At 63.8% G+C, this 15,156-nt stretch carries 11 protein-coding genes and 2 pseudogenes; 4 read left to right on the forward strand and 9 right to left on the reverse strand.

Annotated features, from left to right (window positions below; translation table 11 throughout):
* Positions 1-398, forward strand: a 398-nt coding sequence (locus EOA78_RS20645; protein WP_127316738.1) for an acyl-CoA dehydrogenase domain-containing protein, incomplete at its 5' end; no start/stop codon positions are given.
* 81 nt (positions 399-479) lie between these two features.
* Here EOA78_RS20645 and EOA78_RS20650 read toward each other — a convergent pair.
* Genes EOA78_RS20650 through EOA78_RS20660 form a run of 3 tightly spaced genes read right to left on the reverse strand, consistent with a single transcriptional unit; the run spans position 480 to position 5,850 of the window.
* Positions 480-2,348 carry an acetyl-CoA hydrolase/transferase C-terminal domain-containing protein gene (locus EOA78_RS20650; RefSeq protein WP_127316739.1) on the reverse strand — a complete coding sequence of 623 codons (1,869 nt, stop codon included), beginning with the start codon at positions 2,346-2,348 and terminating at the stop codon, positions 480-482.
* The gene (locus EOA78_RS20655; protein ID WP_127316764.1) at positions 2,345-4,447 is read right to left on the reverse strand and encodes a 3-hydroxyacyl-CoA dehydrogenase NAD-binding domain-containing protein; all 2,103 of its coding nucleotides are present in this window, start codon (positions 4,445-4,447) and stop codon (positions 2,345-2,347) included. Before EOA78_RS20655 ends, EOA78_RS20650 begins: the two co-directional genes overlap by 4 nt.
* A complete protein-coding gene (locus EOA78_RS20660) occupies positions 4,447-5,850 on the reverse strand; it encodes an acetyl-CoA C-acetyltransferase (RefSeq protein WP_127316740.1) in 1,404 nt (467 codons plus the stop codon). Before EOA78_RS20660 ends, EOA78_RS20655 begins: the two co-directional genes overlap by 1 nt.
* Before the next feature lie 313 nt (positions 5,851-6,163).
* Between EOA78_RS20660 and EOA78_RS20665 the strand changes: the two are divergent.
* Positions 6,164-6,452: pseudogene (locus EOA78_RS20665) on the forward strand (transposase); the annotation flags it as partial.
* A 180-nt stretch (positions 6,453-6,632) separates the two neighbouring features.
* On the opposite strand, the pseudogene EOA78_RS37125 reads toward EOA78_RS20665, so the two are convergent.
* From EOA78_RS37125 to EOA78_RS20695, 6 genes and pseudogenes are all read right to left on the reverse strand, one after another.
* Positions 6,633-7,011, reverse strand: a pseudogene (locus EOA78_RS37125) (tyrosine-type recombinase/integrase); the annotation flags it as partial.
* 247 nt (positions 7,012-7,258) lie between these two features.
* A complete protein-coding gene (locus EOA78_RS20675) occupies positions 7,259-8,758 on the reverse strand; it encodes an ABC transporter substrate-binding protein (protein ID WP_245477624.1) in 1,500 nt (499 codons plus the stop codon).
* Between the two features lie 33 nt (positions 8,759-8,791).
* Complete coding sequence (locus tag EOA78_RS20680; RefSeq protein ID WP_127316742.1) at positions 8,792-10,510, reverse strand: ABC transporter ATP-binding protein; 1,719 nt, start codon at positions 10,508-10,510, stop codon at positions 8,792-8,794.
* The gene (locus EOA78_RS20685) at positions 10,507-11,355 is read right to left on the reverse strand and encodes an ABC transporter permease (RefSeq protein WP_065006375.1); all 849 of its coding nucleotides are present in this window, start codon (positions 11,353-11,355) and stop codon (positions 10,507-10,509) included. The genes EOA78_RS20680 and EOA78_RS20685 overlap by 4 nt, the downstream gene beginning before the upstream one ends.
* Positions 11,355-12,293 (reverse strand): ABC transporter permease, encoded by a 939-nt coding sequence (locus EOA78_RS20690; RefSeq protein ID WP_065006374.1) that lies wholly within the window; start codon positions 12,291-12,293, stop codon positions 11,355-11,357. Before EOA78_RS20690 ends, EOA78_RS20685 begins: the two co-directional genes overlap by 1 nt.
* Positions 12,294-12,341: 48 nt before the next feature.
* Positions 12,342-13,232: a proline iminopeptidase-family hydrolase gene (locus EOA78_RS20695; protein WP_127316765.1), complete on the reverse strand. Its 891-nt coding sequence runs from the start codon at positions 13,230-13,232 to the stop codon at positions 12,342-12,344.
* Positions 13,233-13,349: 117 nt separating this feature from the next.
* On the opposite strand from EOA78_RS20695, the gene EOA78_RS20700 reads away from it, so the two are divergent.
* Positions 13,350-14,114, forward strand: a complete 765-nt coding sequence (locus EOA78_RS20700; protein ID WP_065006372.1) for a LuxR family transcriptional regulator — start codon at positions 13,350-13,352, stop codon at positions 14,112-14,114.
* Positions 14,115-14,205: 91 nt separating this feature from the next.
* On the forward strand, positions 14,206-15,111 hold the full coding sequence (locus tag EOA78_RS20705; RefSeq protein ID WP_127316743.1) for a proline iminopeptidase-family hydrolase: 906 nt from the start codon (positions 14,206-14,208) through the stop codon (positions 15,109-15,111).
* Positions 15,112-15,156 lie beyond the last annotated feature (45 nt).

A 15,156-nucleotide genomic window follows, 5' to 3' on the forward strand; every position in this document is an offset into this window, starting at 1 on the left:
CTCCGATGCCGTCCGACGAACTGACGAACGCGGTGGCCGAAACGCTGATGAAGGATTCGCCGCAGCGCGACCGGCTGACGCCGGACATCTATCTGGGCGAAGGACACAAGGAGCACCCGCTGAAGGATCTCGAGCAGGCATTCAAGCTGGTCACCGCCGCGGCATCCATCGAGAAGAAGATGCGCGAGGAGCATGTGGGCGATCCGCAGGTCGCCCGCGACAAGGGCATCATCAGCGCGGCGGAGTTCGAGCAGCTTGCCGAAGCCAAGGCGGCGGCGGATCGCGTGGTGGCCGTCGACGCATTCCCCATGGAAGAGGTGTCGCCGATTGCAGCGCAGCACCGACAGAAAAAGGCGGCGCGCAACAAGCGCTCCACCCGCTCGGAGGCCGCCGAATAGAGGCAGGCGGCGGCGTCGAGATCGCTTTGGCATTAACGCAGTTGGCGCGCGCAGTGCCGGATCGCCCCGGACCAGGGCAAACTATTCAACGTGCCTGAGCGCCCAGAGAAGCAGTTTTGCATAAAATGTTTCGCGCAGGCTCGCGGGAGTTGAAAGCTGCATCCTTTCAAGCGCGGCGCGCTCCTCTTGGTCGGGCCGGCCTTCGGCCAGGGACGCAAGAGCCGCGCGCGCAAGCGATCGTCCGGACGCACTAATATCCTTCAGATGCCGCAGGGCCGGAATCAGACGCTGCTCCTCCTCGGTGAATTCCGTAGCGAATGGGAACCTGGTGCACCAGCCTTCCTTGCGCAACGGGAGAAGCGCTTCCGCTATCCGCTCCGGCGTATTTCGGCGAAAGGCCGGCGGAACGGCAAAATCCTTCTCGATCTTCCCGGCGGATTTCGCCGCGTCGAGCAGTTCGTCCTGAAAAGCCGAATCGGCGATTGCAAGCATGGCGGCAATGCAGTCGCGATCGGATTTTCCGCGCAAATCGGCAACGCCGTATTCGGTCACGACCATGTCGCGCAGGTGCCGCGGCAAGGTCGTGTGGCCGTAGGACCAGACGAGGCGCGATTCGCGGCGCCCGCGCGTCCGGCGCGCCGCATTGAGCGTGATGATGGAGTGCGCGCCTTCGAGCGCGAAAGCCTGGGCGACGAAATTGTACTGCCCGCCGACGCCGGAGACGACGCGGCCGTCGTCAAGCGCGTCGGAGACGGTTGCCCCCATGAGCGTGACCATCATCGCATTGTTGACGAAACGCGCATGCGCGCGATCGGCGCGCTTTCTTTCCTCCTCGCCGTAAAGCTCATTGACGAAGGAAATGCCGCGCATCTGGAAAAGCGCACGCTCCTCTTCGGGCAGGTCACGAAGAAACGCGTAGAACTCATGGCTGCCGAGAAAGAAGCCGGAATGGAGGATGGCTCCATCGGAGGCGCGGCGCTTTAGGATGCCTTCCCGGTAAAGATCCATGAAACCGTCGACGAACATCTCGCTGGCGGCGTAGAGGCCGGTTTCGAAGCTTCCCGTCTCCCGCCCTTCGGCCTGATCGTGTGGCGACAGGCGATACAGCGTGCCGGCGAAAAGCTCGGGTTGCCGCTGCCGCAGGATCAGGCCGGCCGCCAGCGCATCGCCCAGCGAGCCGATCCCGATCTGCAGTGTTCCGCCGTCCTTCGCCAAACCTGCCGCATGGATGCCGATGGCGTGATCGGCTGCCGACACCGGTTCCCTCGGCACGACGAAGAGCGGCCGATCGCGGTCAGGTCCGTCGAGAATGAGATCGAATTCGCCGGCCGGCAGCACCGCCTCGCCGGGCATGAAGGGCAGTTGCGAGCTCACTTCGCCCACCAGCAGGACCGGCTCGCGCCTGGCCTTCAGTACCGGCAGGATATCGAGCGTGATGTCGGAATTGCAGGACAGGCTGTACTCGGCGTCCGCGCCATCGCCGCGCTTTGCGACAAGCTGAGCGATCACGTTGATGCCGCGGTCGAGCACGTAGCGGCCGGCATGCGTGTAATTGGCCGAGACATAGTTCTGCTGGGCATTGTCGACCGAGAGCCAGCGTCCCGCGACGAAGAAGAACTCGCTGACGCGGACATTTTCCGGCAGCGAGCCGTCGCGCAGCGCCTTGGCGAAGGCTAGACCCGGATAGCCCGAATATAGCCGTTCGTTCAGCGGCTCGATGAAGCGGCGTTCCATGTCGCTCGACCCGGAAGGCCTTTCCAGCGTCAGCGCGGTGAATATTTCGAGATCGATCGCCTTGTCGTCGACCGCCCGCTCGAATAGCGCATTAGCGACGAGATTGGCCTTCCCAAGTCCGAGCGGAAGCGCGAGCACGATGCGCCCGCCAAGGCGCTCGATGATTCGGTCGGCGACGCTTTCGGCCTGTTGGTGCTGGTCCGGCTTGCCCGTCACGTTTCTCCGCTTATTGCATCCCACCCGTTGTCGGGGGCAAATCGAGGCCCGTGCTGCTGTTCAAGCCGCTTCAGCGTTTCCGGAATATCCGCCACACCGCGGCTGCGCGCATAATGCATCGGCCCGCCGCGGAAGGGCGCGAAGCCGGTGGCAAAGATCATCGCGCCGTCGAGCGTCTCTTCGTCCTCGACGATACCCTCGCGCAGGCAGCGCACGCAGGTGTTGAGCATGGGCAGAATGAGGCGGTCCGACATCTCCGGGCCGGGCGCCGGCGTGTCGGACGCCTTTTTCGGCTTGCCCTTGTCATCATAGGCGTAAAGTCCCTTGCCGGCCTTTCGGCCGGTCTCGCCGCTTTCGACCTTCTTCTCCAGCCAAGCCGGAATCTCTGGGATAGGATCGTCGAGCTCATCCTTGAGCATCCGGACGACCTCCAGGCCGATGTCGAGCCCGACGCGATCGGCGAGTTCGATCGGTCCCATCGGCATGCCGAACTCCTCCGCCGCGCGGTCGATCGTCTCTTTGGACGTTCCCTCGTCGAGCATGGCGAAAGCCTCCGTCAGATACGGCGTCAGCGCCCGGTTGACGAGAAAGCCGGGCGCGCTCTTCACGGCGGCGGGCAACCGGTCTATCGCGCCGCAGAAGGCATGCGCCCTGTCGAGCGTCGCCTTACTCGCCTGGTCGTGAGCGACAACCTCGACAAGCTCCATTTTGGCAACCGGGTTGAAGAAATGCAGGCCGACCAGCCGATCGGGAGAAGCGAGGCCTTCGCGCAGCACCTCAAGCGGAATGCTCGATGTGTTTGTGGCGAGGATGGCGTCCTTCTTCATTTTCGGCGCGATCGCGTCAAACACCTTGCGTTTCACGTCCGCCTTCTCCACGACCGCCTCAATGACGAGATCCGCCTTGGCGCCGGAACCGTCGAAATCGGGCATCAGGCGGTCGAGCGCGTCGCGCCGTTCGATGCTTGAATGAAGCTTCTTGTCGTAGAATTCCGCGGCGCGGCCAATCGCCTTGGCGATGGCGTTGCGGTCGAGGTCGGCAAGCGTGACACGCAGTCCCCGCGCCGCGCACCAGGCCGCGATATCGCCGCCCATCGTGCCCGCCCCGATGACATGGACGTGCCGGATGCCGCTTTCGCCCTTGGCGGCGCCCTTCAGCTTCTCGCGCAGGAAGAAGACACGGACGAGGTTTTGCGCGGTTTCGCTGGCGAGCAGTTCGGAAAATGACGTGATTTCGGCTCTTTGCATTGCGTTGGCGTCGCTACCGTGCCCCTCCCAGAGATCGATAAGGCGGTAGGGCGCAGGATAATGCTCCTTCGGCGCGTGTTTCTCCGCCTTGGTCCGCATCTGGCGGGCGGCGAGTTGGCGTGCCGGCGAGAGGGCGAATACACCTGATTTCCAGTTGCCGCGTTCTGTCTTCATCTTGCCGGCCACGGCCGCCCGCGCAGCGTTTTCGACATGGCGCTCTTCGACAACCGCGTCGACGAGACCGAGCGTCTTGGCTTTTTTTGCGTGCACGGTCTTTCCCGTCAGCATCATCGTCATCGCCTCGACGGGATCGATCAGCGCCGGCAGCCGGAACGTTCCGCCGAGCCCGGGGTGCAGGCCAAGCCTGATCTCGGGGAAACCCAACGTCGCGTCGCCGAGGGCGATGCGGTATTTGCAGGCGAGCGCGATTTCGAGCCCGCCGCCGAGGCAATGCCCGTGGATGATCGCCACGGTCGGTACCCTAAGCGCCGCCAGCCGGTCGACGATCTCATGCGCCCGCCTCATGCGCGTCTCGACCTCGCCCGCCTCGGTCACGCCTTTGAAGTCGCGGATGTCAGCGCCGGCGATAAAGCCGCTCTTCTTGGCCGAGCGGATGACGAGGCCCTTGGCGCCCATTCCCTCGACATCGCCAAATGCGGTGTCGAGTTCGGTGAGCACGGCTTCCGACAGCGTGTTGGTGCTTTCGTCGGCCCTGTCGAGCACAAGCCAAGCAATGTCGTCCGATCCCTTGCTCAGCCGCGAGTGCGTGAAAATCTTCGGAGCGTCCTGCGGTCCCAATTCCATGTTGCGGGGAGCGAGCGCCTTCCAGACGGAGGCCTTCGTGACCGGCATCATGCGACCTCCAGGAGCATCGCGCCGCCTTGTCCGCCGCCGATGCACTCGGTGGCTATGCCGCGCTTCAACCCGAGCCGGCGCATGGCATTGACAAGATGAAGCACGAGACGGTTTCCGCTCGTGCCGACGGGGTGGCCGAGGCTGATCGCCCCTCCGTCGACATTGAGCCGGTCGCGGTCGATGCGCCCGAAGACCCGGTCTAGGCCGAGCACGTCGCGGCAATATTCCTCATCCTCCCATGCGGCGAGACAGGCGAGCACCTGAGCGGCGAAGGCTTCGTTGAGTTCCCAGAGATCGATGTCCTCGCGCGAGAGTTCTCGCCGTTTCAGGATTTCAGTCGAACACAATGTCGGGGCAAGGCCCATGATCGAGGGATCAAGCGCCGACCATCCGCTGTCGATGATGCGGGCGAGCGGCGTGAGCTTGTGCCTTCTCATCGCCTCTTCAGATGCGAGAACGGTCCAGCATGCGCCGTCGGTGATCTGGGAGGAATTGCCGGCGGTGACATTGCCGTAGGGTTTTTCGAACACCGGGTCCAATTTCGCGAGCTTGTCCATCGACGTGTCCGGCCGCACGCCGTCGTCATGGTCATAGAGCTTGCCGTCGCGGGTGACCGCAGGGTTGACCTCGCCCTCGAGAAAGCCGTTATTCTGGGCGCGGGCCAGCCTCTGATGGCTTTGCAGGGCGTAGGCGTCGGCAGCTTCGCGCGTGATGCCGAAGAGATGGCCTATCACTTCCGCCGTTTGGCCCATATTGAGTTCGGTAATCGGATCGGTGAGGCCGCGTTCGAGGCCGATCACGGGCTTCGTCATCTCCGGCCGTAAGCCCGCCAGCGCGGTCGCTTTTTCCCAAGGCGTCTTCGCCGATGCAAAGCCGCCGAACCACTCGACCGCTTGCTGGCGAAGCACCAGGGGTGCATGAGACAGCGCTTCGGCTCCGCCGGCGAGGATGAGATCGGCCTTGCCGGCTTCGATTATCCGGAAAGCGGTATCGATCGACTGCATGCCGGAGCCGCAGTTGATCTGGACCGTGAAGGCCGTCATCGCCGCGCCCATGCCGAGCCTGAGCGCCGCCACGCGCGCAGGGTTCATCTCGTCGGCGATGACATTGACGCAGCCGAGAATGACGGTGTCGAATTCGTCCGGAGAGAAAGGCTGGCGCGCGAACAGCGGCCGTCCGCACTGGACCGCCAGATCCACCGGCGTGAACGGTCCCGGCTTGTTGCGGGCCCGAAGGAAAGGCGTCCGTGCGCCATCGACCAGATAGACGGGACGGCCGGAACTCGCCTCGGTCCGACTGGCGTTTCTCGATCTGCCGGTGGTTGGTTTCCTGGCTGCAGTCGCCTTCGCCGCACGGGCCGGGCTCTTCGCCTTCGCAGCGGATTTCGGCGCCTGGGCCATCACGTTGCTCCCCATATTTCATCGGCGGGATGTCGAGCTGAATTTTCTTTCTTGGAGAACAGCGATCATGCCTCCGCAGCACAAAATCCCCTAAAATGCCCAACGTTCAAAGCTGCCGATCGGTTCCGGTTGCGTCTGCGGCTGGCGGATGAGCTTGCGGCCGAGCGGCTCGTGGAATTCACCGCAATCCGAAGCACCGGCGCTCGAAGCTCGTGCGGCTGACGCCCAAAGGTGACGCGCGTTACCGCGAGCTCAACGCCCGGCTTCTTTTGATCGCATCCACTATGGGCGTCGCTCTCAGCGAAGCGGATACCTGGCCTATCGGTGGTTTGCCGGCTTGGCCTTGAGGGTGATGTGCCGGACCACGCAACCTTCTCCAAGACCCGCCGCGGACGCTTCCGCGATGCCAATCTGCTGCGCGAATTGTTCGAGATCGTCGTGCGGCGCTGCATGGTGGAAGGCCTGGTCGGCGGTGAAGGTTTTGCGGTCGATGCCAGCATGACACTGATCGCCAACGAGGGATCGAGACGGCCAAGGAACTCAATCCCAAGGCCAAGCGAGCCGTGGCCAAGTATCTCGCCACGCTGGACGATGCCGACTTTCGGGAAAGCGCACGGCCGCTAACGGGCGCGAAGCGGCCATCCATTGTGCGGAAGTAGAGGTCGGCTTCGGGTCAGAATTGCTGGTTTTTGGGAACGTCCGCTTCCGAGCCGCCAGATAGGTCCCGCAAAGTCGCGAACGGGTCACGAAGCGCCGCTTCCGATAGCGACGCTTCGCAGGGTCTATAGTTCGACCTGTTCAGAGATCGCCAATGCGTCGTCCACTTCGATCCCGAGATAGCGGACGGTGCTCTCCAGCTTGGCGTGCCCGAGGAGAAGTGAGCGGCACGGATGTTGCCCGTCTTCTTTTAAATCTATGCAGCCTTCGTGCGTCTCATCGAGTGCGTTCCATATCGCTTCGGGTCAAACCCGATACTCAAACCCACCCGACAATCCTTCCGTACTGTCTTGTCGACAAATGCGGCTTAGCTCGCACGCGACTCGGGAAAAGGTAATCTCTCTCAGTGAGGTGGCGATGGGCGATCCAAGCACCGACGGCAGCTCGATCTCGAGCGGCTTGAGAGGAGGCTTCTGACCAACGAAGTGGCCCCTGTTCCAACAAGGCATAGTTCTCTCCCATGCCGCCCTCCGCAGCCGCAGCACTTCCAGCGAGCCAATGGATTGTAACGCGTGATTGTCGATCACCTACAACCATTCAAGCCGAGTGGTACTAGCGGGCGTTGCCACGCAAGCGGCGCACTCGCGCCAGTTCAAGACGTCCACTGCTATGCGCCGGAATGTCCGCGTTGGTCCGCCACCCGACATTCCATTCGTAGCTGGCGTCGCCCAGGGGACGACGCCAGCTGGAGTCAGTTCTTGACCGTATCTTCCAGAAAGAAGCGGCCAAGTGGGTTCTGGTCGAAGTTCTGGATGTTTTTGCGCGAAACGTTGATGTAGGGGCTATAGTAGAGATCGATCCAGTGGACGTCCTCCTTGGCCATTTTCTGGATGTCGATATACATTTGTTCACGCTTGCCCGGGTCCATCTCGACGCGGGCGGCAGCCACCAGTTCCTTTACCGTCTCGTTGTTGTAGCGGGTCATGTAGTTCATGTTTGCGTCGTGCCCGACCACAAAGGTGGTCTTCTGATCCGGGTCCAGAATGTCGTTTGTCCAATAGTTGACGCCAACATCGTAGTCACCGGCCACCAGCATGTCCCACTCCTGGCTGGGGTCGACTTTCTGGATATTGACAGTGACGCCTGCGCTTGCGAGCTGCTGTTGCAACAGCACGGCGGTCTGTTCGACGATTTCGTCACCGGCGCGAACGACATAGTTCAGGGAAAGGTCCGAGGCGCCGGCCTCTGCCAACATCTGCTTGGCCTTTTCCGGATCGTAGGGCCGCTGCAGATTGTCCGCGTAGTGGTATAGCGCGCCCTTCGGGATGAAGGAGTTGGCGACCTCGCCGAGGCCGAAGGTCACGGTATCGACGATGGCTTGCTTGTCGATGGCCATGTCGAGCGCCTGCCGCACCTCCTTCTTGCCCAGCGCGCCCTTCTCGTGATTGATGAGCAGATGGTCCTCGCGGGTCGACGGATCGGCGTGGACGACGAGGTTCGGGTCCTTTTTCAGTTCCTCGACGCGCGAAAACGGCACAAAGATGGCGGCGTCGAGCTGGCCTGCCTGCACGTTGAGCATGCGCGTGTTGTCGTCGGGCACGGAAATCCACTCGACCCCGTCGAGCTGGACGCGGTCCGCCTCCCAAAAGTTGGGGTTCTTTTCGAGGATGACGCGGTCGCCGCGCCGCCATTCCTTGAGCGTGAACGCGCCCGAGGCGATCGGGTTTTCCGCATAGGCCTCGGCGCCGAGCGCCTCCATCCCGGCTTTAGAGAGAACGGAGGCGCCGGGCATGGCAAGCGTCGACAGGAACGGCGCCGACGGCGTCTTCAGCTTAACGACAAGGGTGCGGTCGTCCGTCGCTTCGGCCTTGTCGATCACCTTATAGGAGTCGCTCCACAGCGATCCGGGATCGTCGCGGATGCGCAGCAGACTGAAGGCCGCGTCCTGCGCCGTCAGCGGCGATCCGTCCGAGAACTTGGCGTCGCGGATCTTTAGCGTATAGGTCAGCCCGTCCTCCGACACCGTCCAGCTTTCGGCGAGCCCCGGCTCCAGTTTGGCGCCACCCTTGTCGACGCGGATGAGCACGTCGTAGACGTTCGAAAAGACCCAGAAATCGATGTTCTGTGCGGTCTTGATCGGATCGAACGTGGTGGAGTCCTCGCGCCGGCCGATGGTCAGCACGCCGGCCGCCTCGGCGAGGCCGGCGCCGAGCGACGCACTGGCCATGACGGTGACCAGACCGATCTTCATCCATTTCTTCAACATGAGTGTTCCCTTTCTTGTTTACCAGTTGAATGCTGTTGACGGTTGTGCCGAGGCGCGTTCGGGCACCGAAAGCCGCGACGCAGACGGCTCGGCGCGCAGCGGCTTGTCCGGGTCGATGTCCGGAATGGCGCGGATCAATGCGGCGGTGTAGGCATGCCGCGGCTGCGCGAAGACGGCGGCGCAGGGACCTTCCTCGACGATCTCGCCGCGATACATCACCACCACGCGCTCGCACAGATAGCGCACGAGAGCGAGATCGTGGGCGATAAAGAGCAGCGTCAGTGACATTTTGCGGGTAAGCGCTCGGAACAGGTCGATGATTTGAGCCTGGATGGTGACGTCGAGCGCGGCGACGCATTCGTCGGCGATGATCAAACGTGGTTCGACGGCGAGAGCGCGGGCGATGCCCGCGCGCTGGCACTGGCCGCCGCTCATGCTGCGCGGCTTGCGGTCGACGAAATCGCGCCCGAGCCCGACAAGATCGAGCAGCACGCCGACGCGCGCGGCGCTGTTTGCCGATCTTCCATGCACTCGCAGCACCTCGGCGAGCATTTCGCCGATAGTGAGCCGCGGATTCAGCGCGTTGTAGGGATCTTGAAACACCATCGCCGCCTCGCTGCGCAGCTTGCGCAGGGCGGCGGCCCGGCTCTGCGTAAGATCGACGCCGTCGAAGGTGATGTGCCCGGAAGACGATGACGTCAGGCCAAGGATGGCGCGGGCGAGCGTACTCTTGCCGCTGCCGGATTCGCCGACGATTCCGACGGTCTCGCCGGGCATGATCGTCAGGCTCACGCCGTTGATCGCCGAAACCGTGCGACGGCGCGCGAACAGGCCGCCGCCGCTGGCGAAGCGGACGTGGAGGTCGTTGATCTCCAGCAGCGGCCTTGACCCACCACCTTCAGGCGTCGGGGCTCGCGGCGCGGCGCCTGCGGCGGCGTGCTCGTCCGGCATCGACGGGTGGCTGCGAATCAGCACCCGCGTGTAGGGATGCCGCGGCGCCGAAAGCAGCGCGCGCTTCTCGCCCTGCTCGACCAGCCTGCCCTCGCGCATCACTGCGATGCGGTCGCAGGTCTGCGCGACCACGCCGAGGTCGTGGCTGATCAGGATGATGGAGAGGCCGCGGCGGTCGCGGATGTCGAGCAGAAGCCGCAGAATCTGCGCCTGGATGGTTACGTCGAGCGCGGTGGTCGGCTCGTCGGCGAGGAGGATCTTCGGATTGCTCGACAGTGCCACGCCGATCATCGCCCGCTGGCGCATGCCGCCGGAGAATTCGTGCGGATAGCCGTCGTACTGGCGGCGGGGGTCGGGGAAGCCGACCTGCTCTAGGATGTCCACCGCCGCCGCGCGAGCCTCGCGCGGGCCAAGACCCTGGTGGTAGCGGATGCCTTCGGCGATCTGCTCGCCGACACGCATGACCGGATCGAGATGGCTGGTCGGATTCTGGAAGATCATGCCGATGGCGCCGCCGCGCACCTTCAGCATGGTTGGTTCGTCGGCGGTAACCAGGTCGCGGCCCTCGAGGAAGACGGCGCCGCCGCTGATGCTGAGCTTTGGCGACGGCAGCAGGCGCACCAGCGCACGGCAGAACAGACTTTTGCCCGAGCCGCTCTCGCCGACAAGGCCGAGGATCTCGCCGGCGGCAAGGTCGAGCGAGACACGGTCGAGAAGTGTCCGGCCGCCGGCGCCGTCATCGGCGGCGACGCTCAGATCCCGGGCGCTGAGCAGCGGCGCGCTCATCCATTCACGCTCATGAGATCGGCCAGTGCGTCGCCCATGAGGCTGAAGCCGAAGGCGAGCAGCACGATGGACAGGCCGGGAAACAAAGTGATCCACCAGGCGGTGGTGATGAAGGACTGGCCCTCGGCGACCATGATGCCCCATTCGGCAAGCGGCGGTTGCACGCCGAGTCCGAGATAGCTGATCGCCGCGCCGTTGAGCAGCACGAGCACGGCGTCGGACATAACGAAGACGAACGAGCCGGCAACGGCGTTCGGGAGCAGATGCCGGAACATGATGCGCATGCGTCCAAAGCCGAGGCTGGCGGCAGCGGCGGCATAGTCGCTGTTCTTGATGACCAGGATCTGCGCCCGGATCAGCCGCGCATAAGAGACCCAGCCGACCAGCGCCATGGCTATGTAGAAGCTGCCGAGGCCGGGTCCCAGGATGGCAATTATCGACAGCATCAGGACGAGGAAGGGAAAAGCAAGGACAACGTCGACGACACGCATGAACAGCACGTCGATGATGCCGCCGAAGAAGCCAGCGATGGTGCCGAGCGTCGTACCGATGATGAAGGGAAAGACGACGCCGATCACGGCGATCTGCAGGTCGATGCGTGCGCCCCAGATGACCCGGGAGAGAACATCGCGGCCGAAATTGTCGGTGCCGAACGGGTGGAGCAGCGACGGAGCCTGCAGGCGCACCGCGGCATCCTGGAAGATTGGGTCGGAGGGCGCGATCATCGGCGCGAACACCGCCAGCAGGACGAACAGGCCGAGCACGGCCGCACCCGCCCAGAGGGTCGCGCGGCCGCCGATCAGCCTGCGAAGCGAGAAAGGAAGCGACAGCGTCGGCAACCTCATCACAGCGTCACCCTCGGATCGACCGTTACGGTGACGATGTCGGCGGCGAAGTTCACCAGGACCGTGGCGCAGGCAAACACCATCGCCACGCCCTGCACGACCATGTAGTCCCGCGAAAAGATCGCCCGTACCAGCAACTGCCCCATGCCCGGCAGCGCGAACACGCTCTCCACCACGACGGTACCGCCGATGAGCCAGCCGATGTTGACGGCCAGCAGATTGACCGTCGGCACCACCGAATTGGGCAGCACATGCCGCCAGAACACGATGCTCTCCGGCATGCCGCGCGCCCTCGCCGCCGTGGCCACGTCGGATTCCAAGGCCTGCACCATCGCCGCCCGCAGGCTGCGGGTCAGGACCGCCGAGAGCGACAGGGCGACCGTGAGGCTGGGTAGGGCGAGATGATAGAGCTTGTCGCCCAGGCTGTCGCCGTACCCCGACACGGGAAAAATGCCTAACCGCACGCTGAACAGGATGATCAGCATCAGACCCAGCCAGAACGGGGGAAAGCCGATGCCGAGCGTGGAAACGATGCGCACCGCGTGGTCGAGCGTTCGGGCCCGATTGCGCGCGGCAATGGCCGACAGCGGCATCGCGATCAAGATCGACAGCACCACGCTTGACAGGACCAGCGCCAGGGTCGGCTCCAGCCGCGTCGCGATCAGCTTGAGCACGTCGATCTTGTAGAGGATCGACTTTCCCATCTCGCCCTGGCCGAGATTGCCGATGAAATAGAAATACTGCACCCAGAGCGGCTCATCGAGTCCGTATTGCGCGCGGATGTTGGCAATCGCGGTGGGCGTCGCGCGCGTGCCGAGGAGAACGCGGGCGGGATCCCCAGGAATCAGGCGGACAAGCACGAAGGTGATGGCACTGATGCCGAACAGCACCGGCAGGAACTGCAGGGGGCGGTAGAGGACGAATCTATAGCGATGCATGGCTGCTCGTGCCTCTTGTCGGCCAGTCGAGCAGCGGTTTCGGCTGCATCAACCGGCCCCGTGCCTCGACAGGAAGTCGATTAGGATCGGATAATACACCGCCGGGTTCTCGTAGAAAGGCATATGGCTGGCGTTCGAGATTATCCGGAGTTCGGCATCGCGAAGGGCGAGCTTGATGCGCAGCCCGCACGCCGGCGTCAGCTCGTCATGCTCCCCATGCGTGATCAGCACCGGGACGGTGATCTTCGGCAGGTCCGGTACCCGGTTCCAGTCCTTGAGGTTGCCGACATAAAGGAATTCGTTGGGCCCTTGCATCGTCATGTAGGGACCCGTGTTCCAGTCGTCGAGCGACCGGCGCACTGGTGCCGGCCATTCGGAAAGCCGGCAGACATGGCGGTAGTTGAGGATGGTCACGGCCGCCGCATATTCGGGGTGGTCAAAGGTACCCTGTGCCTCGTGCTTCTGCATCATCGCCACCGTCTCCGGCCCGAGCGCCGCGCGCAGCCGCTCCAGCTCGACGATCAGATGCGGCATGTCGGCGACGGTGTCCTCAAGGATCAGCGTATGCAGGTTCTCCTGATAGGCTAGCGCATAGTCGATGGCGAGCCAGCCGCCCCAGGAATGGCCGAGCAGGTGCACCTTGCCGAGCCCCAGCGCCTTTCGCACCGTCTCCGTCTCCTCGACATAGCGGCCGATGGTCCACAGCGCGGGATCATCGGGCCGGTCGGACGCACCGGTGCCGAGCTGGTCGAAGGCCACCACACGATAGCCCTGGTCGACCAGGCAGGAATGCGCTTCGCGCAGATAGTCGCAGGGCAGGCCTGGCCCGCCGTTCAGGCAGAACACGGTCTCGCTGCCGCTGCCGAAGCTGTAGGCGACGACCCGGTAGCCGTCGACGGTCATCTCGATGCGGTCGTCCGGCGTCATCTCGCGCCACATACCTGCCACCCCAGCTCTGCCTACCATTCGAGCACGGCTCAATTTTAGCGCAATACCGGGTCCACGAAAGCTATAAGAAGTGATAGGTTCGATGGCGTTCCGATCGCTGGGGTGGACATGCTGGACGAAATTCTGCCTTTGCGTCGGCGCTTCACAAGGCAGGAAACCTTGGACGGCCGCATCGATGAGATCTATGCGGGGGTTCGGGCGTTCGGCTTCGACGGCCTGATTTACGATTACACGCCGGTGCCTTTCGATCTCGACGGCAGCATCATGATCCCATCGCTACTGAAGCTGCGCAACATGGCCGACGACATGCACGACTACTGGTGTGCGCGCGGCTACTTCCGTATCGATCCAGTTCAGATCTTGGCGACGCGAACCACCACGCCGTTCTTCTGGAGCTACGATGCCGCAGCGGAAACTCGCATCAGGGGCTTTCTGACTGAGGAGACCGCGCCCGTCGCCCGGTACCTACGCGAGCGGGAGGTTTCGAGCGGCGTTACAGTGCCGATCCACATGCCGCGCGGCGACTATGCCACGGTGACCGCCGTGCGCTTCGGCGGCCGCGCCAAGGAGGAGAACGACACGCTGCGGCATATTGCCGATTTCAGCCTGCTGGCCCACGTCTTCCACGAGGCCGCATTCGCGTTGTTCGACGATGTCGTGCGCTCGGCCGGCGCAGCGCGGCTGACTGAGCGTGAACGCGAATGCCTGCGCTATTCGGCGCAGGGGCTGTCGGCCAAGGAAATCTCGCGCATCATCGACCGCGCGGTGCCGACCGTGGTGCTGCACCTCAACAGCGCCGCAAGGAAGCTAAATGCCAGGAACCGCACTCAGGCAGTGGTGCGGGCGGCACACTACCGGCTGCTGGAACACTGAACCCGCCCCTGACGCGACCTATAAGTTCTGATAGCTGCCGGCGGCCCTGCCGTCGCGCTAGAGTCGGGCCGGCAAGCGACGGAGGCGCAGGGTGACGGCGACAATATCGACAGAGGCCTATGCGCCGTTCGGCGCCTTTCGTACCTGGTACCGTATCACCGGTTCGCTGGACTCGCCCCGGCTGCCGCTCGTGGTGGCGCATGGCGGGCCTGGCTGCACCCATGACTATGTCGATTCCTTCAAGGAGATCGCTGCGCTCGACGGCCGTGCCGTCATCCACTACGACCAGGTCGGCAACGGCAATTCCACCCGGCTGCCGGACAACGGCCCGGAGTTCTGGACGGTGTCGCTGTTCCTCGAAGAACTCGACAATCTGCTCGACCATCTCGGCATTCGCGAGCGCTACGCGCTGCTCGGCCAGTCCTGGGGCGGCATGCTCGGCGCCGAGCATGCGGTGCGCAGGCCGCCTGGTCTCAAGGCTCTGGTGATCGCCAACTCGCCGGCCAGCATGAGGACGTGGGTAGCGGAGGCGAACCGGCTGCGCCGAAGCCTGCCGCAGGATGTGCAGGACACGCTGCAGCGGCACGAGGGGGCCGGCACGATCACCGATCCGGACTACATCGCCGCCTCGCGAGTCTTCTACGACCGGCATGTCTGCAGCGTGGTGCCGTGGCCGCCGGAGGTGGCGCGGACCTTTGCGCTGATGGATGAGGATAACACGGTCTACCGCAACATGAACGGACCGACCGAGTTCCACGTCATTGGCACACTCAAGGACTGGACCATCGAGGACCGGCTGCCGCTGATCGCGGCGCCGACCCTGCTGATCTCCGGCCGCCACGACGAGGCGACGCCGGAGGTCGTTCGTCCCTACGCCGAGCGCGTGCAGGGATGTCGCGCGGTGGTGTTCGAGAACTCGAGCCACATGCCGCATGTCGAGGAGAAGGATCTCTGTATGGCAGTGGTGTCGGGGTTCCTGTGCGAGGTTGAAGATTAGTCGTCGTCACGGACGATCGAAACCCCGCTCAGGCTGCTGGATGGG

The organism is Mesorhizobium sp. M5C.F.Cr.IN.023.01.1.1 (assembly GCF_003997585.1).
GTDB lineage: Bacteria > Pseudomonadota > Alphaproteobacteria > Rhizobiales > Rhizobiaceae > Mesorhizobium > Mesorhizobium wenxiniae.